Raw genomic sequence first — 19618 nt, forward strand, 5'->3', positions numbered from 1 at the left:
TATATTTTCGAATCGGAAGCAGCCATTGAACAATATACAGCTGGAGCAGACCCTGGGTCATTTGCTCAATGTCAGTGCCATTAAGGACTATTCTCCAAACGGTTTGCAAGTAGAAGGCAAACGTGAGGTGAGACGGGTAGTCACCGGAGTGACCGCCAGCCAGGCCCTGATCGATCAGGCGATCAAGCGAGGGGCTGATGCCCTCCTGGTGCATCATGGATATTTCTGGAAAGGCGAGAAGGAAGTGCTCACCGGGATGAAGCGGCAACGGCTGAAGGCATTGCTGAGTCACGACATCAACCTGTATGCCTATCATCTGCCCCTTGATATCCATCCGCAATTGGGTAATAACGCCCAGCTGGCGCGGGTGCTGGATATACGGATGACGGGGCCCCTGGAGCCAGGCAATGCGCTGTCCGTGGCGGTGCAGGGCGAACTGGATCAGCCGCTGACCGGAGCCGAGCTGTCCGCTCGTATTACCGAACGTTTAGGGCGGGCTCCGTTGCATGTAGGGGAAGCGGGGCCCGCGCTGATCGGCAAGGTGGCCTGGTGCACCGGGGGTGGACAAGGCTATATTGAACTTGCCGCCGAGCAGGGAGTGGATGCCTTTATCACCGGTGAGGTATCGGAACAGACGGTGCACATTGCCCGCGAGCTGGGGGTCCATTTCTATGCAGCCGGCCATCATGCCACCGAGCGTTACGGAATTCAGGCGCTGGGCCAGTGGCTGGCCAAAGAGCAGGGACTGAGTGTCGCGTTTGTCGACATTGATAATCCGGCATAAAAAAAGACCAGGGTACATGTATACCCTGGTTTCGCAGCAGCCACACAGGCATAAAAAGTTGCTGTTTTGACAGCAAAAATAAAATGGATGAGCAGTGGACACCAGTGACATATGAGTCACATCAGATGTTTAATGTATGTTAACATACGGTTAACTCGCTGCAAGTGTTTTTTAGCGTCGGTACAGAAAGGGGATCTGGATGAGAGAAGTTGGAGCAGACTATGGTAGATGAACGGCTGAATGTATTGATGGTGGAAGACACGCCTTCTTTGGCCGCCCTGTATCAAGCTTATCTCAAGGATGAGCCGCTGACTTTGACCCTGGTTAATACCGGGCAGCAGGCCATGGCCCATATCCGTCGGCAGCCTCCCGATATTTTGCTGCTCGACCTGATACTGCCCGACACCTGCGGTATGGACATACTGCAATGGCTTCATGATGAGGGCTATAACATTACCACCATAGTGATGACGGCTCACGGCTCTGTGGATGTGGCGGTCGATGCCATGCGCCTGGGGGCGTATGATTTTATCAATAAGCCGGTTGAAGCCGAGCGGCTCAAGGTCACCCTGCATAACACCATGAAGTTCCGCAGCCTGAACAAGCTGGTGGATCAATATCGTCATGAATTCGAGCGGGAGCGATTCCAGGGGTTTATCGGGGAAAGCCTGCCAATGCAGAAGGTCTATCGGCTGATTGAAAATGCCGCGCCCAGCAGCGCCACCGTATTTATTACCGGCGAGAGCGGCACGGGTAAGGAAGTGTGTGCCGAAGCCGTCCACCAGCTCAGTGGCCGTATCGAGGGCCCCTTTATTGCCCTGAATTGCGCCGCCATCCCCAAGGATCTGATGGAAAGCGAGTTGTTTGGCCACGTCAAGGGGTCTTTTACCGGGGCTCTGCAGGATAGGGAAGGGGCGGTGATCCGGGCCGATGGTGGCACCCTGTTTATGGATGAAATTTGCGAGATGGATCTGGAGCTGCAGAGCAAGCTGCTGCGCTTCCTGCAGACCGGCTATATTCAGCCGGTGGGCAGTTCCAAGCAAATCAAGGTCGATGTACGTATCGTCTGCGCCACCAATCGGGATCCGCTCACCGAGGTCGAGCAGGGACGTTTTCGGGAAGATCTGTATTATCGGCTGCACGTGATCCCCATTCATCTACCGCCGTTGCGCGAGCGGGGCGCGGATGTGATCAGCATTGCCAACACCCTGGTGCGTCAGGTCTCCCGAGAAGAAGGCAAGGCGTTTATCGGCCTGTCGGAAGACACCACGGACAGGCTGCAGGCCTATCATTGGCCGGGCAATGTACGGCAACTGCAAAATGTGATCCGCAATGCGGTCGTCTTGCATCAGGGAGAGTGGATCCAGGTGGACATGTTGCCGCCGCCGCTGGACAAACCGACCATAACCGCCGCGGCGCCGCCGTCCGATATGGACGTAACGACTCCCGTGGGTGTACTTCCCCTTGCTATTCAGGAGCGTCGGGCGATCGAAGCCGCCATTGCCCACTGTAAAGGGAATATCGCCCGGGCCGCGGCCCTGCTGGAAGTCAGTCCTTCGACCATTTATCGTAAGCTGCAGGCTTGGGAGACGGTACAGTGACCGACTGGCACAACCTGCAATCCCGCCTGCCCCTGCTGGATCGAAGCCGGCTGGCCCATCTGAGGCAGGACCTGGGCGTTGAGGTGGTGAAAGGGCTGCTGACCCTGTTTATTGAGGATATCCGCCAGCAAAGGCAGGAGGTTGCCCAGGCCTTTGCCGATCGGGATTATGTGCGCCTGTCCCATAGTTGCCATAGCCTGAAGTCGGTTTGTGGCAGCTATGGTGTGCTGCGTTGTCAGTTTCTGTCAGAAAAGCTGGAGGCGGCCGGTCGCCGGGAGGACAGCGAGCGGGTGTCGGCGATGACGCCTGTTTTGTTACAGGGCCTGGAGGCATTGCTGGAAGAGATGGCAAATGAGGTCGGGGGCGGCTGACAGGCAAAAAAAATGGTCAACCCAAGGGGTTGACCGAACTTCAGCGAGAGCTGAAGAGAGCACGGGATAAAAACGACTACCGAATATATATGAAATTATCGTGCCAACTTTTAATGCCCCGCCATGACTGGCTTTCCCGGCAAATACCCCGACAAAAGAAGATTGCATAATGCGAAAATGTGGCGCTATGCGATATGGTTTTCTCATTTTACTACTTTTCCACTCCTGGCCATTCAGATAAAGCCGTATCGCTGTCGGTCGTGATGGTACCTCTGGTTTACGTCGCCGGCGTCGGGAACTTGCGCCCGCTATCGCGTGAAGAAGAGGATACGGCATGGCGCACAGGTCACCTGTACCTGCCGGAGCGCAGGGGGATCGGGGCACACCTTGATGTGATGCAAGGCCAAGGGAATGATTTCGCTTGCTTTGTTACCCTCTTTTTACATATGTTAGTGAGGTTATAAATTTTACAAACTCCGAGTCGGCCTGACCTAAGTTCTGCGGAATAGGGTAGCCCGACCGTTCAGCCCGAGGGCTGTCAGGGTAAGGAGAGAAATGTCCTTGCCTCCCATGCTTGGAAAGGTGTTTATGTCTGAATTGCAAGATGCGTTTGCGCGCAAGTTCTACTATTTACGGCTGTCGGTAACCGATGTCTGTAATTTCAAATGCCAGTATTGTCTGCCCGACGGTTATCGACCGGATGGGCGCAAGTCGTTCCTGACCCTGGATGAAATAGGCCGGCTGACCCGGGCCTTTGCCGCCATGGGCACCAACAAGGTGCGTATCACCGGCGGCGAACCTTCCCTGCGCAAGGATTTCACCCAAATTATCGAAACAGTGGCGGCCACCCCGGGTATCCGCAAGGTGGCAACCACCACCAACGGCTATCGCATGGCCAAACAGGTGGCCGATTGGCGGCGGGCCGGCCTGTCGGCTATCAATGTCAGTGTCGACAGCCTGGATCCGCGCATGTTTCATCAGATCACCGGCGAGAATCGCTTCCATGAGGTCATGGCCGGCATCGACGCGGCGCTGGTAGCGGGATTTAGCCAGGTCAAGGTCAATACGGTGCTGATGCGTGGTCTCAACGATGGCGAGCTGGATCGTTTCCTGGGATGGATTAAACATCATCCCATTCAGCTGCGTTTTATCGAGCTGATGCAGACCGGGGAGATGGATGAGCTGTTCAACCGTCATCATGTGCGTGGTGCGCTTATCAAGGAGCAGTTGCTGAGAACAGGCTGGCAGCAGAAGGTCAGGGCCCATAACGATGGTCCGGCCGAGGTGTTCTGGCATCCGGATTATCAGGGTGAAATCGGCTTGATAATGCCCTACGCGAAGGATTTCTGTGCCAGTTGCAACCGCCTGCGGGTCTCGTCCCTGGGCAAGCTGCATCTCTGCCTGTTTGGCGATTACGGTGTTGATCTCCGCGACCTGCTGACAGAGGACAACCAGCTGGCAAGCCTGCAGGCCCGTCTACGCGAGGCGCTCGCCGACAAGAAGGCCAGCCACTTCCTGCATCAGGGCAACACCGGTTTGACTCCCCACCTCGCTTCAATCGGCGGCTGACGGCTATATTTCCCGCCCACTAATCCCTTCCCTACAGGGGCAAAGCACCGGCTTTTCCCCTGTATTCGACGCTATTCGTTGACCCAGCACAAGACATTCTTTGTTATCCCCGCTTATCGTTGTTCCTATCCAGAGACCATGCATAGCCAAGGTCTTATCTCGCTTCATTTGGCTTCTCGTTTGTTGAGCCGCCGGACAAGGGGAGGAATTACGATGACACAAGCGCTGGATCTCTCCAGGCGCCGATGGCTGAAAGGCGGACTGGCGCCGCTCAAACTGGCCAATTGCCTGCCCTGGTCCGTGGACTGGCTTGACTTTACCGCAGGCTGTACCCGCTGCGGAGACTGCCTGCAGGCGTGCCCCGAACAGATTATCGTCCAGGGTGACGGCGGTTATCCCACTATCCGGTTTTCCCAAGGGGAGTGCAGTTTCTGCGGAAGCTGCGTCGACAGCTGCGGGCAAGACATCTTTGTTGATAAACAGCAGCCCCCCTGGCGGCAGCTGGCCAGCTTCGGGGATGCCTGCCTGGCCAGGCAGGGGATCTATTGCCGCAGCTGTCAGGATGTGTGTGAAGCGGTAGCCATTCAATTCAAACCACGGCCGGGAGGTATATCCCGGCCCGAGCTGGTCGGTGACCTGTGTACCGGATGTGGTGCCTGCGTGGCGCCCTGTCCGGTACAGACCATAGAGATCCTGAGTCAGGAGTAGCAATGGGAAACAACAACGAATGGCATGTAGCCAGCCTGGTGGTCCATTGCCGGCCGGAGCAGCTGGCTGCCGCGCAACAGACCATCACCGCCCTGACGGGGGCCGAGGTACCGGTAACGGAAGCGCGTGGCAAGCTGGTGGTGCTGTTGGAAGGGCCCACCCAGAGGTCGGTGGTCAGCCTGATAGACCAAATAGCATTACTGGATGGCATCTTGTCAACCACCCTCATTTATCACGAATTTGCCGAACTGGAAGCCGGTGAGGAGCAAGTATGAAGCTGAGTCGACGTGACTTTATGAAGGCGAATGCGATCGCCGCCGCGACTGCCGCTGCAGGGCTGACGGTGCCTGCCGGTGCCACCAATCTGATCACCAGCCGGGATCAAACCGCCATTAAATGGGACAAGGCGCCCTGCCGTTTCTGCGGTACCGGCTGCTCGGTACTGGTCGGCTCCCAGGATGGCCGGGTGGTGGCGACCCAGGGTGACCCCGAGGCGCCGGTCAACCGGGGCCTGAACTGCATCAAGGGTTACTTTCTGTCGAAAATCATGTACGGCAAGGATCGGCTGACCACGCCCCTGTTGCGCATGAAAGACGGCAAGTTCGACAAGAACGGAGAGTTCGCGCCGATCAGCTGGGATCAGGCGTTCGACATCATGGCGGAGAAATGGAAAGCCGCCTTGAAAGAAAGGGGCCCCAGCGGTGTGGGCATGTTCGGCTCCGGCCAGTGGACCATCATGGAAGGCTATGCGGCCGTCAAGCTGCTCAAGGCCGGGTTCCGCTCCAATAACCTGGATCCCAATGCCCGCCATTGCATGGCGTCTGCCGTTGCCGGCTTTATGCGTACCTTCGGCATGGACGAGCCGATGGGCTGCTATGACGATATCGAAGCCACCGATGCCTTCGTGCTTTGGGGCTCAAACATGGCAGAGATGCACCCCATCCTGTGGACGCGGGTAACCGATCGCCGGCTGAGCGCGCCCCATGTCAAGGTACATGTACTGTCTACCTTCGAGCACCGCAGCTTCGAGCTGGCCGACAATGGCGTCGTGTTCCATCCGCAGACCGATCTGGCGATGCTCAACTACATCGCCCATTACATCATTGAAAACGGCTATGTAAACAAGGCGTTCATCGAACGGCACGTGAATTTCGTCAAGGGCGTGACCGGTATCGGCTATGGCCTGCGGCCGACCCACAGCCTGCAGCAGGCGGCCGAGAATCCGGACTCGGGGGCCTCGACCCCGATCAGCTTTGAGGAGTTTGCTGCCTTCGTGGCCGACTACGATGTGGATACCGTATCCAAATTGTCCGGCGTGCCGGTCGACAAGCTGGAAGCGCTGGCACAGACCTATGCCGACCCGGCTACCAGGGTGGTGTCTTTCTGGACCATGGGCTTTAACCAGCATACCCGGGGCACCTGGGCCAACAACATGGTGTACAACATTCACCTGCTGACCGGCAAGATTTCCGAGCCGGGAAACAGCCCCTTCTCCCTGACCGGCCAGCCATCCGCCTGCGGCACCGCCCGGGAAGTGGGCACCTTCGCCCACCGCCTGCCGGCGGATCTGGTGGTCACCAATGACCAGCACAGGGCGACCGCCGAGAAGATCTGGAAGCTGCCCGAGGGCACCATCAATCCCCAGGTAGGCTATCACGCCGTGGTGCAGAACCGCATGTTGAAAGAGGGCAAGCTCAATGCCTACTGGGTAATGTGCAACAACAACATGCAGGCCGCTCCCAACATGAACGAGGAAGGGCTGCCCGGCTACCGTAACCCGGCCAACTTCGTGGTGGTGTCCGACCCCTATCCCACGGTCACCGCCCAGGCTGCCGATCTGGTGCTGCCCACCGCCATGTGGGTGGAGAAAGAAGGCGGCTACGGCAATGCGGAGCGCCGTACCCAGGTATGGTACCAGCAGGTGAAATCCCCGGAGGGCGCCAAGTCGGATTTGTGGCAGCTAATGGAGTTCTCCAAACGCTTCACCATGGAAGACGTTTGGCCCGAGGCGCTGCTGGCCAGGATGCCCGAATACCGGGGGAAGACCCTTTTTGAGGTGCTCTATCGCAACGGGCAGGTGGACAGGTTCCCGGCAGAAGACTGCAAGAACGAGCTGAACGACGAGCGTGATCACTTCGGTTTCTATGTACAGAAGGGCCTGTTCGAGGAATATGCCGCCTTTGGCCGGGGTCATGGCCATGACCTGGCACCCTATGACATGTACCACCAGGCGCGTGGCCTGCGCTGGCCGGTGGTGGATGGACAGGAAACCCGCTGGCGCTACCGTGAAGGGGCGGACCCTTATGTGAAGGCAGGCACCGGGGTACAGTTTTACGGCCACAAGGACAACAAGGCGGTGATCTTCGCGCTGCCCTATGAGCCGGCGGCGGAGTCGCCCGATCAGGAATATGATCTCTGGCTGTCGACCGGGCGGGTGCTGGAGCACTGGCACTCGGGGAGCATGACCCGGCGCGTGCCCGAGTTGCACCGATCCTATCCGGATGCCCAGGTCTTCATGCACCCTGAAGACGCCAAGGCGCGCAAGCTGCGGCGGGGGGATTCGGTAATAGTAGCGTCCCGCCGCGGCGAGATGAAAACCCGGGTTGAAACCCGTGGCCGTAACCGTCCCCCCAAGGGGCTGGTGTTCATCCCCTGGTTTGATGAACACCAGCTGGTGAACCGGTTGACTCTGGATGCGACCTGTCCCCTCTCGAAACAGACCGACTTCAAGAAGTGCGCGGTCAAGGTCGGCAAGGCATAACAGAGGCGCTAACAAGGAGCACTGATGATGAATAAAACGGTAATGCTGATGATGGCCCTGCTGCTGGTCATGGGGCCGGTTCAGGCGCAAAGCGACGGTGCCAGCCTTGATACCGGTACAATGAAGGCCTTGCGCGGGACGCTGTCACTCGATCAGGATCCGGCTCCGGAGCGGATCCGCGATCCGCTCAAGGATCAGGGCATCCAGGACCGGCAGTATATGCATCAGCCGCCGCTGATCCCGCACCAGGTCCGGAGTTATGAAGTCGATCTCAAGGTCAATCGCTGCCTGTCCTGTCATGGCTGGAAAAACGCGGCCTCACGCAACGCGCCCCGGGTCAGCGTTACCCACTTTGAACCCAGGGATGGCATGACCCTGAGTGACATCAGCCCGCGCCGATACTTCTGCATGCAGTGCCATGTGCCGCAGACCGGTGCCAGGCCGCTGGTGGAAAACACCTTCACCCCCGTCGAATCACTCAGGTAAGGAACCCTAATGGCCGAGAAGAAAAGCCTGTTAAAGCGGTTGTGGTACGTCTTTCGTTCACCGAGCAAGGTGGCTGTGGGCCTGGTGCTGGTGTTTGGATTTTTCGGTGGGGTGATCTTCTGGGGAGGCTTCAATACCGCGCTGGAGGTGACCAATACCGAAAGCTTCTGTATCAGCTGCCATGAGATGCAGGAGAACGTCTACCTGGAATACCGGGATACCATTCATTACGCCAACCGTTCGGGCGTGCGGGCGAGCTGCCCCGACTGCCATGTGCCCCATGAGTGGACCCACAAGATAGTGCGCAAGGTTGCGGCATCCAAGGAGGTGTGGGGCAAGCTCACCGGTATTATCGATACACCGGAGAAGTTTGAAGGGCATCGTCGTCATATGGCGGAAAGGGAATGGCAACGTATGAAGGAAACCGACTCTCGCGAATGCCGCAATTGCCACAACTTTGACTATATGGATTTCAGCCTGCAAGGCAAGCGCAGTGCCCAGGCCCATTCCACCTCGCTCGCCAGCGGTGAAAAAACCTGCATCGACTGTCACAAGGGCATCGCGCATCAGCTGCCTGATATGCAAGGGGTAGCGGGGTTCTAACGCCATCCATAAGCAGCCAGAAGCCGGTGACTCAGTGCACCGGCGTTATTTTTAAGCTGCCGCCCGTTGACCTCATGACAAGCTGTGCGAGAATGCCTTTATAAAAATATCTTTGCGTGAAAGTTATGAGAGGACGTCATGAGTCATGCCGATAATGCCTTTTTGCCCCTGAATATTGCGGTGCTCACCGTCTCCGACACCCGTAATGAGGACACCGACAGCTCCGGCCGCTACCTGGCCGAAGCCCTGGCCGAAGCCGGTCATCGGCTGGTGGAAAAAGTCATCGTGAAAGACGACAAGTATGCCATTCGTGCCCTGGTGTCCCGCTGGATAGCCAGCCAGGAAGTGCAGGTAGTATTGATCACCGGTGGCACCGGCTTTACCAGCCGCGATACCACCCCGGATGCGGTGTTGCCGCTGTTGGATACCCAGATTGACGGCTTCGGCGAGCTGTTTCGTCACATTACCTATCAAGAGCTGGGTACCTCCACGGTGCAGAGCAGAGCGGTCGGCGGCCTGGCCAACCGGACTGCGGTCTTCTGTATGCCCGGCTCGACCGGCGCTTGCCGCACCGGCTGGAGCAAGATCCTGGTGGAGCAGCTGGACGCCCGCCACAAGCCCTGTAATTTCGTGATGCACCTGGGGTCCGCATGAGTCAATTTACCCATCTCAATGCCTCGGGAGAGGCCAATATGGTGGATGTTAGCGACAAGCCGGTGACGGTGCGCGAAGCCCGCGCCGAAGCCTGGGTATTGATGGCCGCCGAGACCCTGCAGTTGATCGTCACCGGGCGACATCACAAGGGTGATGTCTTTGCCACCGCCCGGCTCGCCGGTATCATGGCGGCCAAAAAGACCGCCGATCTTATCCCCCTATGTCACCCGTTGGCCCTGTCCAAGGTGGACATTGCCCTGACCGCAGACAGCGAGCGCAACGGGGTACGCATCGAGAGCTACTGCAAGCTGGCCGGACAGACAGGGGTGGAAATGGAGGCCCTGACCGCCGCCTCGGTGGCGGCCCTGACCATCTATGATATGTGTAAGGCGGTGCAGAAGGACATGCGCATAGAAGGGGTGCGCCTGCTGGAGAAGCGTGGCGGCAAATCGGGAGATTTCAAGGTATGACGATCAAGGTGATGTTTTTTGCGCAGGTGCGCGAGCTGGTCGGCCTGGACAAGTTGGAGTTGTCCGCCGACTACGCCGATGTCGAGGCCGTGCGCCAGGCGCTGGTTGGCCGGGGTGACAAATGGGCGCTGGCGCTGTCTACCGGCAAGTTGCTGGCAGCGGTCAACCATACCATAGTGCCGCTCGATACCCCCATCAAGGCAGGGGACGAAGTGGCCTTCTTCCCGCCGGTTACCGGAGGTTGAGATGATCCGGGTACAAACCGAGGATTTCAGCCTGGCAGACGAATACCAGGCGCTCAGCGAGAGCCATCAGGTGGGGGCCCTGGTGACCTTTGTCGGCAAGGTGCGCGACATGAATCAGGGGCAGGCGGTGAACGGCATGGTTCTGGAGCATTATCCGGGCATGACCGAGCATGCCCTGCATCAGATAGTGGAGCAGGCCAGGACGCGCTGGCCCCTGCTGGAGTGTCGGGTGATCCATCGCATCGGTCGGTTGGAGCTGGGCGATCAGATCGTCTTTGTCGGGGTGGCCAGCGCCCACCGGGAAGCCGCCTTCGAGGCCTGTCACTTCATCATGGATTACCTGAAAACCCGGGCACCGTTCTGGAAAAAAGAACAGACCCGGGAGGGGGAGCGCTGGGTGGAGGCAAAAGACAGTGACACCCAGGCGGCGGAAAGATGGCAGCGAGGCAGGGTCGAGCAGTAAGGACCCCGCTATCGATCTAGCCCTTGCTCCCCGCCACGGGTATCCCGCATACCGGGCAGTCGGGCGCCTTGGGCAGGGTTAGTTCGCGCATGCCGAGCTGCAGGCCGTCCACCAGGACCAGCTTGCCGCAGGGGCTCCGGCCCATGCCGGCCAGCAGTTTGATGGCCTCCAACGCCTGCAGAGAGCCCATGATTGCCACCATGGGTGCCAGCACCCCGGCTTCCACACAGCTGAGGCTGTCGCTGCCCATCAGCCGGCCGAGACAGGCGTAGCAGGGCTCATCCTCCCTATAGGTGAAAACGCTGAGCTGACCTTCCATGCGGATCACCGCCGCCGACACCAGGGGCACCCCGGCCTGGTAGCAGAGCCGGTTGACCAGCTGGCGGGTATCCAGGTTGTCGGTGCCGTCCAGTACCAGTTGATGCCGGGGGATAAGCGAACCCAACAAGCGCTCGTCGGCGCGCTGACCATAGGTTTCGACCGTCAGATAGGGATTGGCGGCAGTCAGCGACTCGGCGGCGGATTCCACTTTCAAGCGACCCAGGTCCGCATCCTGATGCAATACCTGGCGTTGTAGGTTGGACAGCTCCACCACATCGTGATCCACCAGGGTCAAGCGGCCGACGCCGGCCACCGCCAGCGACTGGGCGGCGGCACAACCCAGGCCACCGGCGCCGATGATCAGTACGGCGGCGTTTTTCAGTGCCTCCTGACCGTCTATGTCGAATTGGCGCAGTACTATCTGGCGGTTATAGCGCAGCCATTCCTGATCGTTGAGCCCGGCCATCAGAGGTAGTGCCCGTCAATCAGCTCCAGGGTGACCGGTTCACCGGCCTCCACATTGCCCCTGTCCTGCTCCAGGTGCAGCAGGCAATTGGCCTGGGCCAGGGCACTGTATACCGCTGAGCCCTGGGCGCCGGTCGGACGGACGCCCAGGGTACCGTCGTCCAGGACCTGCACCAACCCCCGCTGGAAATCCATCCGTCCGGGAGACTTTTTAAAGGGAGCCAGCGCCTTGGCCTGCAGGGTCAGCGGTGGCTGGTACTGTTCCCCGGCCAGTTTGGCCAGGGCCGGGCGAACCAGCAGGTGAAAGGTTACGGCCGCCGAGACAGGGTTGCCGGGCAGCCCGAAAAAGGCGCAGTGGCCGATATGGCCGAAGGCGAAGGGCTTGCCGGGCTTGATGGCCAGCTTCCAGAAGCCGATTTCGCCCACGTCGTCCAGTACCTGCTTGGTGTAGTCCGCATCACCCACAGAGACTCCGCCCGAGGTGATAATGGCATCTGCTTTGTCGGCGGCCTTCAAGAAGGCGCGGCGGATCTGGACGGGATCGTCGGCAATAATGCCCAGATCCAGGACCTCGATGCCCAGCCGGGTAAGCATGGCTCGCACCCCAATCCGGTTGGAGTCATAGATATCGCCGGGCGACAACAGTTCACCCGGCGCCTTCAGTTCATCGCCGGTGGACAGCAGGGCCACCTTGAGCGGACGATATACGCTGATTTGTTCCAGCCCGAGGGATGAAAGCACGGACAGCACCCGGGCATTGATGCGGATCCCGGCTTCGAACACCAGCTCACCCTGGGCCAGATCCTCCGCCGGGTGACGCACGTGCTGCCCCGCTCTGGGGGCTTCCTTGATATAGACCACATTGTGTTCGGTTTGGCAGTTTTCCTGCATCACCACGGTATCCGCCCCCAGCGGTAAGGCCGCACCTGTCATGATGCGTACGCATTCGCCGGCCGCGATCCTGTTATTGTAGGGGTGCCCCGCCAGGCTGGACCCCACCAGTTTCAGCCCGCTGTCGGCCGGGATATCTGCTGCCCGCAGGGCATAGCCATCCATGGCCGAGTTGGCGAAAGAGGGCACGTCCAGGGGGGACAGCACGGGCTCGGCCAGGATGTGATTGAGGGCCTGTTCAAGGGAAATGATGTCGGGTTCGATCACGGCGGCCAGGTGGGCCAACATATCGGCCTTGGCTTCATGGTAGGGACGTAGCCCGGGTTGGCTACAACTGTCGTGACTTGCCATAATTTTTCACCTAGCTATGCAATTGTATTATGTTAGTATTTCAGATTACCGAGATATTTTGGCATATTTTTTGGGTCCTGGGATGCTTGGCATTGCCATTCACAGGTGGGCTCAAATGAACTACTATGACCTAGTTATTTTCCTTATTCCATGGAGACACCCATGACCGCTTTGAGCGAAGCCGCCATTCTGGTGCGTTCGGCCCTGGAAGCCAGAGGCCTGGAAACCCCTATGGTGGATAATGGCCTGACATCGGATGAAAAGCAGCAGCGTATTACCGGTTTAATGACCGAAATGATGGATGTCCTGGGTCTGGATCTGGCCGATGACAGCCTGTGTGAAACGCCTCAACGCATTGGCAAAATGTATGTCCGGGAGATTTTCTCCGGGTTGGATTATGCCCATTTTCCCAAAATCACCTTGATCGACAACAAGATGAAGGTAGATGAAATGGTCCAGGTCCGGGATATTACCCTGACCAGTACCTGTGAGCATCATTTCGTTACCATAGACGGCACTGCCACTGTGGCCTACATCCCCCGCGGCAAGGTGATTGGCCTGTCCAAGATCAACCGCATAGTGCAGTTCTTTGCACGCCGTCCCCAGGTACAGGAAAGGCTGACCCAGCAAATACTGGTTGCCCTGCAAACCCTGCTGGAATCAGAGGATGTGGCGGTCAGCATCAGTGCTGTGCACTATTGCGTCAAGGCCCGTGGTGTGATGGATTCGAGCAGCAGCACCACTACGACCTCTCTGGGGGGGATTTTCAAAAGTCGCCCGGATACCCGCCAGGAATTTCTTACCGGCGTGGTGCGTTAATTGGCAGGGGCGATGACCCCTGCTTTTTACAGTTTCTTGAAACAGGCTTCCATATAGTCAACAAAGCATTTCACCCGGTTGGGGAGAAAATGACGGTGGGGGTAGATCAGATACAGGTTGAAGTGGGGTAGGCTGTACTCTTCCAGCAGTGGCACCAGGCTGCCCTGTGCCAGGTAATCGTCGACGATGAAATGGGGCTGCATGATGATGCCAAGCCCCTGGCTTGCGGCCAGCGCCAGGGCCCGGCCATTGTTGGCGCGCATGGTACTGTTGGGGCGGACACGGTAAGCCTGCTTGCCCTGGGTAAACAGCCACTCGGGATCGGTGAGGGCATAGGTCAGGCAACTGTGCTCGGCAAGCTGGCTCGGATGGGTGGGCGCACCGTGCCGTGCCAGATAATCCGGTGAGGCACAGGTGACCATCGTAATGGGGCACAGGTTGCGGGCGATTAACGACGAATCGGCAAGGGTACTTATCCGCAGCGCCAGATCAAACTCCTCTTCCACCAGGGCGACCAGCCGATCACCGTATTCCAGGTCCAGATGGATATCCGGGTAACGCACCAGAAAATCCGTCAGCAGGGGCGCTATCTTTAGGGTGCCGAAATCCATGGGTACCGAGATCTTGATACGACCGCTTGGTTGCTGGCTGTGTTGGGAAATCAGCGCATTCGCCTGCTCCAGTTCGCTCAGTATGGCATGACACTTTTCATAATACAGGTGGCCGGCCTCGGTCACATTGACTCGCCTGGTGGTGCGCATCAGCAGGCGGGCATCCAGACTTTTTTCCAGTATATTGACCAGTTTGGATACCATGGCCACGGACATACCCAGTTGTTTGGCAGCCTTGGTGAAGCTTTGTTGCTCAGCGACCTTGCAGAAGGCCCGAATGGCGGACAGCTGATCCAATATTATAAACCATTAGTAAATAATTATTAATTTAAGTCTAAATTGTTCCGTTTTTCAATATAGTTTAGTGCTGAACCCGAATGAATACGGTTAAGTAAACAGGCAAACGAGAGAGCGGCGAATCCCATGAAACAGACTGCTTCCTTGCTGTGGTCTTTCGTCCTGTTGGCCGGCCCGTGATGGCTGCCGATTTCAAGGTGGACAATATTTATTCCAAAATTGCCTTCAAGATCAGCCGCATGGGCTTCAGCACCATGCTGGGCCACTTTAACCAGTTTGAAGGCAATGACTTGATCGATGGTGACAATCCCGCTGCGGCAACGCCAACCTGACCATTCAGGCCGACAGTGTCGATATCAATTATGAACCCGGTGACAGGCTCTTGCGCAGCCCTGCCTTCTTTGATGTCCGACAATATCCGACCTTAACTTCACCAGCACCGGTTTTGAGGGCACCAAGGAATCTGGCAGGCTGACCGGTGAGCTGACGCTGTACGGCGTCTCCAGGCCGGTCACCCTGGATGTGACCTTTGTTGGTGAAGGGAATGATCCCTGGGGCCGTTACCGCAACGGTTTCAATGCGGTCGGTAAGATCAAGCGTTTTAAACCCCGTCGCCGGCCTTTGCGGTGGATGTGATCGGCTGGCGGAGGCCCTGCTTGAACTGGCTCGACGCCTCTTTGTATTCATCTTATCGCGCCTGCGGGCGCTATTTGTGCTTTACCCGTTGGCGGGCGTGCGCCATGCTCGGGATTTTGGGGGAATAAAACATGAAACCAAGGGTAGAAATACGCTATTGCACCTTGTGTCGCTGGCTGCTGCGCTCCGCCTGGCTGGCCCAGGAGATCCTGTCCAGCTTCGCCGATGAAGTGGGGGAGGTCGCGCTGATCCCGGGGGAGAAAGGGCAGTTTCAAATCTATGTAGATGGCCAGCTGATCTGGTGCCGGGTCATCGATCAGGGCTTTCCCGAAGCCAAGGAAATCAAGCAACGGCTCCGGGACAAAATTGCTCCGGAACGGGATCTGGGTCATGTCGACCGCTAAAAAATTGAAACGCATGTCATCATATGTCGAGAGGGGGATCAGAAACCTGACAAGCAGCTCGCTCGCCACGGCCTGATCTCTATAGCCCAATCAGGAACAGGCATTTAGGTGGGGCGCGATATAACGCTGATAGCGACTGGCTTTAAGCCGCTGCAGATCCACCATCACCAGGCCGTCGACACAGTCGGAAAAATCCGGATCCGTGCCGAAGTCAATAAACTGTACGCCGCCGGCTTCGCACAGCTCGGTATATTGTTTATAGAGGGTGGGGATGGCGACACCCATGTTGTCCAGCAGGTGCTTGAGCAGAGTGAGATCCTGCTGGTAGTCGGTGCCGTTGAAGGTAGCCAGCAGCTGGGGTGTGCTCGGAGGCAGTGGCCGGCGGGAGCGGGCCAGCGCGTTGGCGGCAGGAAAATGCAGGCGGTAGAAGGCCACCAGCAGCTCGCGGGCCGCCAGCGGCAGGGCGGCGCTCAAGGAAACGGGACCGAACAGGTAGCGATACTGGGGATGTCTGGCCAGAAAGGCGCCGATGCCGAACCACAGATAATCCAGGCTGCGGCGGCCCCAGTAGGCCGGCTGGATAAAACTGCGCCCCAGCTCCAGGCCCGACTCAAGGTAGGGCCGCATGCTGTCATCATAATCGAACAAATGATGGCTGTAGAGACCGTCCAGGCCCTTCTCCGCCACCTGCCGTTGGGTCGGCACAAAGCGGTAGGCACCGATGATTTCCAGATCATGGGGATGCCACAGGATCAGGTGGTAGTAGTCGTCATCAAACTTGTCCAGATCCCGGCGTCGACCGGTGCCTTCTCCAACGGTCCGGAACGACAGCTCCCGCAGCCGGCCCACTTCGCGCAGGATCACACAATGACTGTCCTGATCCGCGCGGGCCAGGTAAATCGACTTGTCGTCATGGGTTTGTCCCAGGTGTTCGCATTGCTCTACCGCCCTTTTCAGCAGCTGACGCGGCTCGGGTGCGGCGATGGCCGACTGGGTCTCAAATAACCCTGATTTATCCTTGCCGATACGGTACAGGTGGCGGCGAAACAGCAGGGTGAGCCCCTTGTCGTTGAGGCCTTTCTGGTGGCAATTCTGCCAGGGAATGGGCTGACCGATGCGGACCTGGAGTTGCTTGTCTTGCTGGCGAAACATTTCTCGCACCAGTAACAGGGCGCTCAGGGGGCGATAGGCTATGGAGCTCAGGTAGAAAAGGGCTGAATTGCGGCCATGTAGATGCACAGGTACCACAGCGGCCCGGTTTTTGGTCGCCAGGCGGATGAACCCCGAATGCCACCGATCATCCTGGATGCCTTTTGCGCCAAGGCGGGAGACGGAGCCCGCCGGAAAGATGATCACTACCTTGCCCTGTTTGAGGTGCTGATTCACCGCATGCAGTTGCGCCCGACCGGTGCGCCCGCCCAGGTTGTCGACCGGTAACAGCAGCGAGGATAGGGGGGCCAGCTTGGCCAACAGTTGATTGGCGACGATTTTAACATCGGGTCGAACCCGGGAGACCAGGCGTAGCAGCGCCAGGCCATCGAGGGAGCCGATCGGATGGTTGGCGATAATGACCACCGGACCCTGGCTCGGGATATGCTCCAGTTCGTCTTCCCGCAGCTGAATATGAAAGCGGAAGTATTCCAGCACCTGCTCGACAAAATCGAGCCCCCTCAGGTGCGGATATTGCTCTGCGAACTGGCCGAAGGCCTGCTCATGCAGCAGGTAACGCAGCAGGGCTTTGCAGCCGGGGAAATGTTGCCATTTGGGTAGGTGTTCGGCGGCCAGGGTATCTACAGATAACATAGCAGGCTCCTCCATGGTTTAAGCTAATAGTAAAAGGAAGGAATGAACAATCAGTGGCGCTCCGATGACGCTTTAATGACAGGATGCAATTATGGCGAATCATCTATCCATCAATAGGGAAAGAGTGGCTCCCTTGTTGGGGCCGGCTCCTGCGGGCAGGGGCACGTTAGCCTTGGTGTGCGAGGGTGGTGGGCAGCGAGGTATCTTTACGGCCGGTGTGCTGGATGCCTTTATGGCGGAGGGGTATGACCCTTTCCAGTTGATGATAGGATCGTCGGCGGGAGCCCAGAACCTGTCGGCCTTTACCTGTAACGCGGCCGGCTATGCCAGGGAAATGATCATCGATTACACCACCCGATCGAATTTCTTCCGGCCACTGGACTTTGTTCGTGGCGGAGATCTGGTGGATCTGGATTGGTATTTCGAGGTGCTGTCCGGCGAGCACCCCCTTGATATAGAGACGGGCCTGCAGCGCCTGGACGGTCGGGAGCTGTTGTTTTGCAGTACCAGGACTCGCGATGTGCAGGCCTGTTATTTCCACCCCCGGGAAGTCGACTGGATGACGGGCATGAAGGCATCGAGTGCCATTCCCCTGTTTTACCGGGCCGGCGTACAGTGGCAGGGTGAGCGTTACCAGGATGGCGGCATTGCCGATGCCATTCCGGTACAGGAGGCCTACCGGCGGGGAGCCAGGACCATAGTGGTGATCCGGACCGTACCCCAGCACAGCCGGGTCAGCCTGCAATGGGCCCAGCGGCTGGAGCAGTGGATCGGGGCCGATCGCTTCGGGGAGATAATGCAGATAGTGCGGGCCCATGAGCGTTGCTATTCCGATACTCAATCCTTTATCAAGGATCCTCCCCTTGATGCCCGGGTGATCGAGATCTATCCCAGTCGGCCACTGGTGAGCCGGGTGCTCGGTTCAACCAGGTCTCAGCTGGAGCAGGATTATCAGCTGGGTCTGCGCTGTGGCCGCTATTTTTTATATTCACTGGGGGCGGCGCTGCTGGATATATCTGTGTGCTAAAAAATGCCTTTATTACAGGATATTGATACTGGTCAAGCGGGCATGCACTGTGTACACTCGCCCCCCGATTGACAGGGGTGCAGGCGCCGGCCTGATGCGCACGGCAGGACAGGATGACAATTGAATATGAGGCAGTGTGGCAAACCATTTGTCGTATGGATACAGTTGCTCGTCCGGTCATTGCAGATGTGTGCAGCATGCGTGGTCATGACTGCCAGCCCCCCCCGTTCGTTATTATCACCGGGTCAATCAACCGAGTTTTCTAGACGGGCGGCTATACTGTCGCTGTTGGTATTATGCCCGGCCTGTGCCGGTGGCGCTCGTTTGAGCGCCCAGTCAAGGAGTTAGCCATGTCTCAGGACACGCGTTATTTAGAAAGCCTCTATCCAGGCTATGGTCAGTCATTCACCATCGACAAGGTGTTGTTCCATCATCAGACCGAACACCAGGACCTGATCATATTCGAAAATCAGGAAATGGGCCGGGTAATGGCACTGGATGGTGTTATCCAGACCACGGAGCGGGATGAATTTATCTATCACGAAATGCTGACCCATACCCCGCTGTTTGCCCATGGCAATGCCAAAAGCGTGCTGATCATCGGTGGCGGCGACGGCGGCATACTGCGTGAGGTGCTCAAGCATCCGACCGTTGAACAGGTCACCATGGTGGAAATTGACCAGCAGGTCATCGAGATGTGCAAGGAATACCTGCCCAATCATTCCCAGGGCGCCTATGAAGATGCCCGGGTGCAGGTGGTGATCGGTGACGGTAAGGACTTTGTCGCCAACAGCGACGGCCGTTTCGACGTGATCATTTCCGACAGCACGGATCCTATCGGCCCGGGAGAGGCCCTGTTTACTTCCGCCTTCTATGAAGGCTGTCGGCGGATCCTCAACGAGGGCGGTATTTTCGTTGCCCAGAACGGCGTCTGCTTTATGCAGCTGGATGAGGTCACCACCACGGCCAAGCGGCTGTCCCCCTATTTTGCCGACCGCACCTTCTATTGTGCAGCCGTGCCCACCTATGTGGGTGGCGTCATGACCCTAGCCTGGGCCAGTCAGGACCCGTCGTTGAAAGCGGTGGCCCTGGAAACCCTGCAGGCCCGTTTTAATGCCGCCGGGTTGAAAACCCGTTACTATACCCCAGAGGTACACAAGGGCGCCTTTGCCCTGCCTCGCTACGTACTCGATGCCATCGAGGCGTAATTTACTGATTCGAGCCTGAATGTTTCAGGCTCGATTTATTCTATGGCCCGAACAATTTCAATGGGACAAA

At 58.0% G+C, this 19618-nt stretch carries 22 protein-coding genes, 1 pseudogene and 1 riboswitch; of the genes and pseudogenes, 19 read left to right on the forward strand and 4 right to left on the reverse strand.

Annotated features, from left to right (window positions below; genetic code table 11):
* Nucleotides 1-25: 25 nt before the first annotated feature.
* The 13 genes from DCS96_RS03135 (at nucleotide 26) to moaE (ending at nucleotide 10715) form a co-directional block, all read left to right on the forward strand.
* Nucleotides 26-784, forward strand: coding sequence for a Nif3-like dinuclear metal center hexameric protein (locus tag DCS96_RS03135; RefSeq protein ID WP_116472890.1), 759 nt, complete (start codon nucleotides 26-28; stop codon nucleotides 782-784).
* Between the two features lie 221 nt (nucleotides 785-1005).
* On the forward strand, nucleotides 1006-2385 hold the full coding sequence (locus DCS96_RS03140) for a sigma-54-dependent transcriptional regulator (protein ID WP_116472891.1): 1380 nt from the start codon (nucleotides 1006-1008) through the stop codon (nucleotides 2383-2385).
* Nucleotides 2382-2756, forward strand: coding sequence for an Hpt domain-containing protein (locus DCS96_RS03145; protein ID WP_116472892.1), 375 nt, complete (start codon nucleotides 2382-2384; stop codon nucleotides 2754-2756). The genes DCS96_RS03140 and DCS96_RS03145 overlap by 4 nt, the downstream gene beginning before the upstream one ends.
* 462 nt (nucleotides 2757-3218) lie before the next feature.
* A riboswitch (molybdenum cofactor riboswitch) is annotated at nucleotides 3219-3357 on the forward strand.
* Complete coding sequence (gene moaA / locus DCS96_RS03155; RefSeq protein ID WP_116472894.1) at nucleotides 3345-4325, forward strand: GTP 3',8-cyclase MoaA; 981 nt, start codon at nucleotides 3345-3347, stop codon at nucleotides 4323-4325. (Overlaps the previous riboswitch by 13 nt.)
* A gap of 213 nt (nucleotides 4326-4538) precedes the next feature.
* On the forward strand, nucleotides 4539-5033 hold the full coding sequence (napF, locus tag DCS96_RS03160; protein WP_116472895.1) for a ferredoxin-type protein NapF: 495 nt from the start codon (nucleotides 4539-4541) through the stop codon (nucleotides 5031-5033).
* Nucleotides 5034-5035: 2 nt separating this feature from the next.
* Entirely contained in the window at nucleotides 5036-5308 is a 273-nt protein-coding gene (locus tag DCS96_RS03165) for a chaperone NapD (RefSeq protein WP_116472896.1), read from the forward strand.
* A complete protein-coding gene (gene napA / locus DCS96_RS03170; RefSeq protein WP_116472897.1) occupies nucleotides 5305-7794 on the forward strand; it encodes a nitrate reductase catalytic subunit NapA in 2490 nt (829 codons plus the stop codon). The genes DCS96_RS03165 and napA overlap by 4 nt, the downstream gene beginning before the upstream one ends.
* A 27-nt stretch (nucleotides 7795-7821) precedes the next feature.
* Nucleotides 7822-8280, forward strand: a complete 459-nt coding sequence (locus DCS96_RS03175; protein WP_116474509.1) for a nitrate reductase cytochrome c-type subunit — start codon at nucleotides 7822-7824, stop codon at nucleotides 8278-8280.
* Nucleotides 8281-8289: 9 nt separating this feature from the next.
* Complete coding sequence (locus DCS96_RS03180) at nucleotides 8290-8883, forward strand: cytochrome c3 family protein (RefSeq protein WP_116472898.1); 594 nt, start codon at nucleotides 8290-8292, stop codon at nucleotides 8881-8883.
* A gap of 138 nt (nucleotides 8884-9021) precedes the next feature.
* Nucleotides 9022-9537, forward strand: coding sequence for a molybdenum cofactor biosynthesis protein B (gene moaB / locus DCS96_RS03185; protein ID WP_116472899.1), 516 nt, complete (start codon nucleotides 9022-9024; stop codon nucleotides 9535-9537).
* Nucleotides 9534-10007, forward strand: coding sequence for a cyclic pyranopterin monophosphate synthase MoaC (gene moaC / locus DCS96_RS03190; protein WP_116472900.1), 474 nt, complete (start codon nucleotides 9534-9536; stop codon nucleotides 10005-10007). Before moaB ends, moaC begins: the two co-directional genes overlap by 4 nt.
* Nucleotides 10004-10252 (forward strand): molybdopterin synthase sulfur carrier subunit, encoded by a 249-nt coding sequence (gene moaD / locus DCS96_RS03195; RefSeq protein ID WP_116472901.1) that lies wholly within the window; start codon nucleotides 10004-10006, stop codon nucleotides 10250-10252. Before moaC ends, moaD begins: the two co-directional genes overlap by 4 nt.
* A 1-nt stretch (nucleotide 10253) precedes the next feature.
* Nucleotides 10254-10715, forward strand: coding sequence for a molybdopterin synthase catalytic subunit MoaE (gene moaE, locus DCS96_RS03200; RefSeq protein WP_116472902.1), 462 nt, complete (start codon nucleotides 10254-10256; stop codon nucleotides 10713-10715).
* 16 nt (nucleotides 10716-10731) lie between these two features.
* On the opposite strand, the gene moeB is transcribed toward moaE, so the two are convergent.
* Both moeB and moeA read right to left on the reverse strand, forming a co-directional pair.
* A complete protein-coding gene (moeB, locus tag DCS96_RS03205; RefSeq protein ID WP_408645996.1) occupies nucleotides 10732-11502 on the reverse strand; it encodes a molybdopterin-synthase adenylyltransferase MoeB in 771 nt (256 codons plus the stop codon).
* Complete coding sequence (moeA, locus tag DCS96_RS03210; RefSeq protein WP_116472904.1) at nucleotides 11502-12743, reverse strand: molybdopterin molybdotransferase MoeA; 1242 nt, start codon at nucleotides 12741-12743, stop codon at nucleotides 11502-11504. Before moeA ends, moeB begins: the two co-directional genes overlap by 1 nt.
* 162 nt (nucleotides 12744-12905) lie before the next feature.
* On the opposite strand from moeA, the gene folE reads away from it, so the two are divergent.
* A complete protein-coding gene (gene folE / locus DCS96_RS03215; RefSeq protein ID WP_116472905.1) occupies nucleotides 12906-13562 on the forward strand; it encodes a GTP cyclohydrolase I FolE in 657 nt (218 codons plus the stop codon).
* 26 nt (nucleotides 13563-13588) lie between these two features.
* Here folE and DCS96_RS03220 read toward each other — a convergent pair whose 3' ends face one another.
* Nucleotides 13589-14470, reverse strand: a complete 882-nt coding sequence (locus DCS96_RS03220) for a LysR family transcriptional regulator (protein ID WP_116472906.1) — start codon at nucleotides 14468-14470, stop codon at nucleotides 13589-13591.
* Nucleotides 14471-14649: 179 nt separating this feature from the next.
* Between DCS96_RS03220 and DCS96_RS18505 the strand changes: the two genes are divergently transcribed.
* The 3 genes and pseudogenes from DCS96_RS18505 to DCS96_RS03235 all read left to right on the forward strand — a co-directional run bounded on the left by DCS96_RS18505 (nucleotide 14650) and on the right by DCS96_RS03235 (nucleotide 15510).
* Nucleotides 14650-14802, forward strand: a complete 153-nt coding sequence (locus DCS96_RS18505; protein ID WP_157953564.1) for a YceI family protein — start codon at nucleotides 14650-14652, stop codon at nucleotides 14800-14802.
* 23 nt (nucleotides 14803-14825) lie between these two features.
* Nucleotides 14826-15106: pseudogene (locus tag DCS96_RS03230) on the forward strand (YceI family protein).
* 131 nt (nucleotides 15107-15237) lie between these two features.
* A complete protein-coding gene (locus DCS96_RS03235) occupies nucleotides 15238-15510 on the forward strand; it encodes a SelT/SelW/SelH family protein (RefSeq protein ID WP_116472909.1) in 273 nt (90 codons plus the stop codon).
* Nucleotides 15511-15600: 90 nt separating this feature from the next.
* Here the strand turns inward: DCS96_RS03235 and DCS96_RS03240 are convergent, their stop codons facing one another.
* On the reverse strand, nucleotides 15601-17313 hold the full coding sequence (locus DCS96_RS03240; protein ID WP_116472910.1) for a lysophospholipid acyltransferase family protein: 1713 nt from the start codon (nucleotides 17311-17313) through the stop codon (nucleotides 15601-15603).
* Nucleotides 17314-17404: 91 nt separating this feature from the next.
* Here DCS96_RS03240 and DCS96_RS03245 point away from each other — a divergent pair, with 91 nt between their 5' ends.
* Together DCS96_RS03245 and speE are read left to right on the forward strand one after the other, a co-directional pair.
* Nucleotides 17405-18340, forward strand: coding sequence for a patatin-like phospholipase family protein (locus DCS96_RS03245; protein ID WP_116472911.1), 936 nt, complete (start codon nucleotides 17405-17407; stop codon nucleotides 18338-18340).
* 350 nt (nucleotides 18341-18690) lie between these two features.
* The gene (gene speE, locus DCS96_RS03250; protein WP_116472912.1) at nucleotides 18691-19548 is read left to right on the forward strand and encodes a polyamine aminopropyltransferase; all 858 of its coding nucleotides are present in this window, start codon (nucleotides 18691-18693) and stop codon (nucleotides 19546-19548) included.
* Nucleotides 19549-19618: the final 70 nt, after the last annotated feature.

The sequence above is a fragment of the Zobellella maritima genome (genome assembly GCF_003075035.1).
GTDB lineage: Bacteria > Pseudomonadota > Gammaproteobacteria > Enterobacterales > Aeromonadaceae > Oceanimonas > Oceanimonas maritima.

Bases quoted from the DNA above. Each gene is read 5' to 3' on its own strand.
- napF (WP_116472895.1), top strand. From the start codon at position 4,539: ATGACACAAGCGCTGGATCTCTCCAGGCGCCGATGGCTGAAAGGCGGA.
- moaE (WP_116472902.1), top strand. From the start codon at position 10,254: ATGATCCGGGTACAAACCGAGGATTTCAGCCTGGCAGACGAATACCAG.
- folE (WP_116472905.1), top strand. From the start codon at position 12,906: ATGACCGCTTTGAGCGAAGCCGCCATTCTGGTGCGTTCGGCCCTGGAA.
- DCS96_RS03140 (WP_116472891.1), top strand. From the start codon at position 1,006: ATGGTAGATGAACGGCTGAATGTATTGATGGTGGAAGACACGCCTTCT.
- DCS96_RS03175 (WP_116474509.1), top strand. From the start codon at position 7,822: ATGAATAAAACGGTAATGCTGATGATGGCCCTGCTGCTGGTCATGGGG.
- moaC (WP_116472900.1), top strand. From the start codon at position 9,534: ATGAGTCAATTTACCCATCTCAATGCCTCGGGAGAGGCCAATATGGTG.
- moaD (WP_116472901.1), top strand. From the start codon at position 10,004: ATGACGATCAAGGTGATGTTTTTTGCGCAGGTGCGCGAGCTGGTCGGC.
- moaA (WP_116472894.1), top strand. From the start codon at position 3,345: ATGTCTGAATTGCAAGATGCGTTTGCGCGCAAGTTCTACTATTTACGG.
- DCS96_RS03180 (WP_116472898.1), top strand. From the start codon at position 8,290: ATGGCCGAGAAGAAAAGCCTGTTAAAGCGGTTGTGGTACGTCTTTCGT.
- moeB (WP_408645996.1), bottom strand. From the start codon at position 11,502: ATGGCCGGGCTCAACGATCAGGAATGGCTGCGCTATAACCGCCAGATA.
- DCS96_RS03240 (WP_116472910.1), bottom strand. From the start codon at position 17,313: ATGTTATCTGTAGATACCCTGGCCGCCGAACACCTACCCAAATGGCAA.
- speE (WP_116472912.1), top strand. From the start codon at position 18,691: ATGTCTCAGGACACGCGTTATTTAGAAAGCCTCTATCCAGGCTATGGT.
- DCS96_RS18505 (WP_157953564.1), top strand. From the start codon at position 14,650: ATGGCTGCCGATTTCAAGGTGGACAATATTTATTCCAAAATTGCCTTC.
- moaB (WP_116472899.1), top strand. From the start codon at position 9,022: ATGAGTCATGCCGATAATGCCTTTTTGCCCCTGAATATTGCGGTGCTC.
- napA (WP_116472897.1), top strand. From the start codon at position 5,305: ATGAAGCTGAGTCGACGTGACTTTATGAAGGCGAATGCGATCGCCGCC.
- DCS96_RS03235 (WP_116472909.1), top strand. From the start codon at position 15,238: ATGAAACCAAGGGTAGAAATACGCTATTGCACCTTGTGTCGCTGGCTG.
- DCS96_RS03245 (WP_116472911.1), top strand. From the start codon at position 17,405: ATGGCGAATCATCTATCCATCAATAGGGAAAGAGTGGCTCCCTTGTTG.
- DCS96_RS03165 (WP_116472896.1), top strand. From the start codon at position 5,036: ATGGGAAACAACAACGAATGGCATGTAGCCAGCCTGGTGGTCCATTGC.
- moeA (WP_116472904.1), bottom strand. From the start codon at position 12,743: ATGGCAAGTCACGACAGTTGTAGCCAACCCGGGCTACGTCCCTACCAT.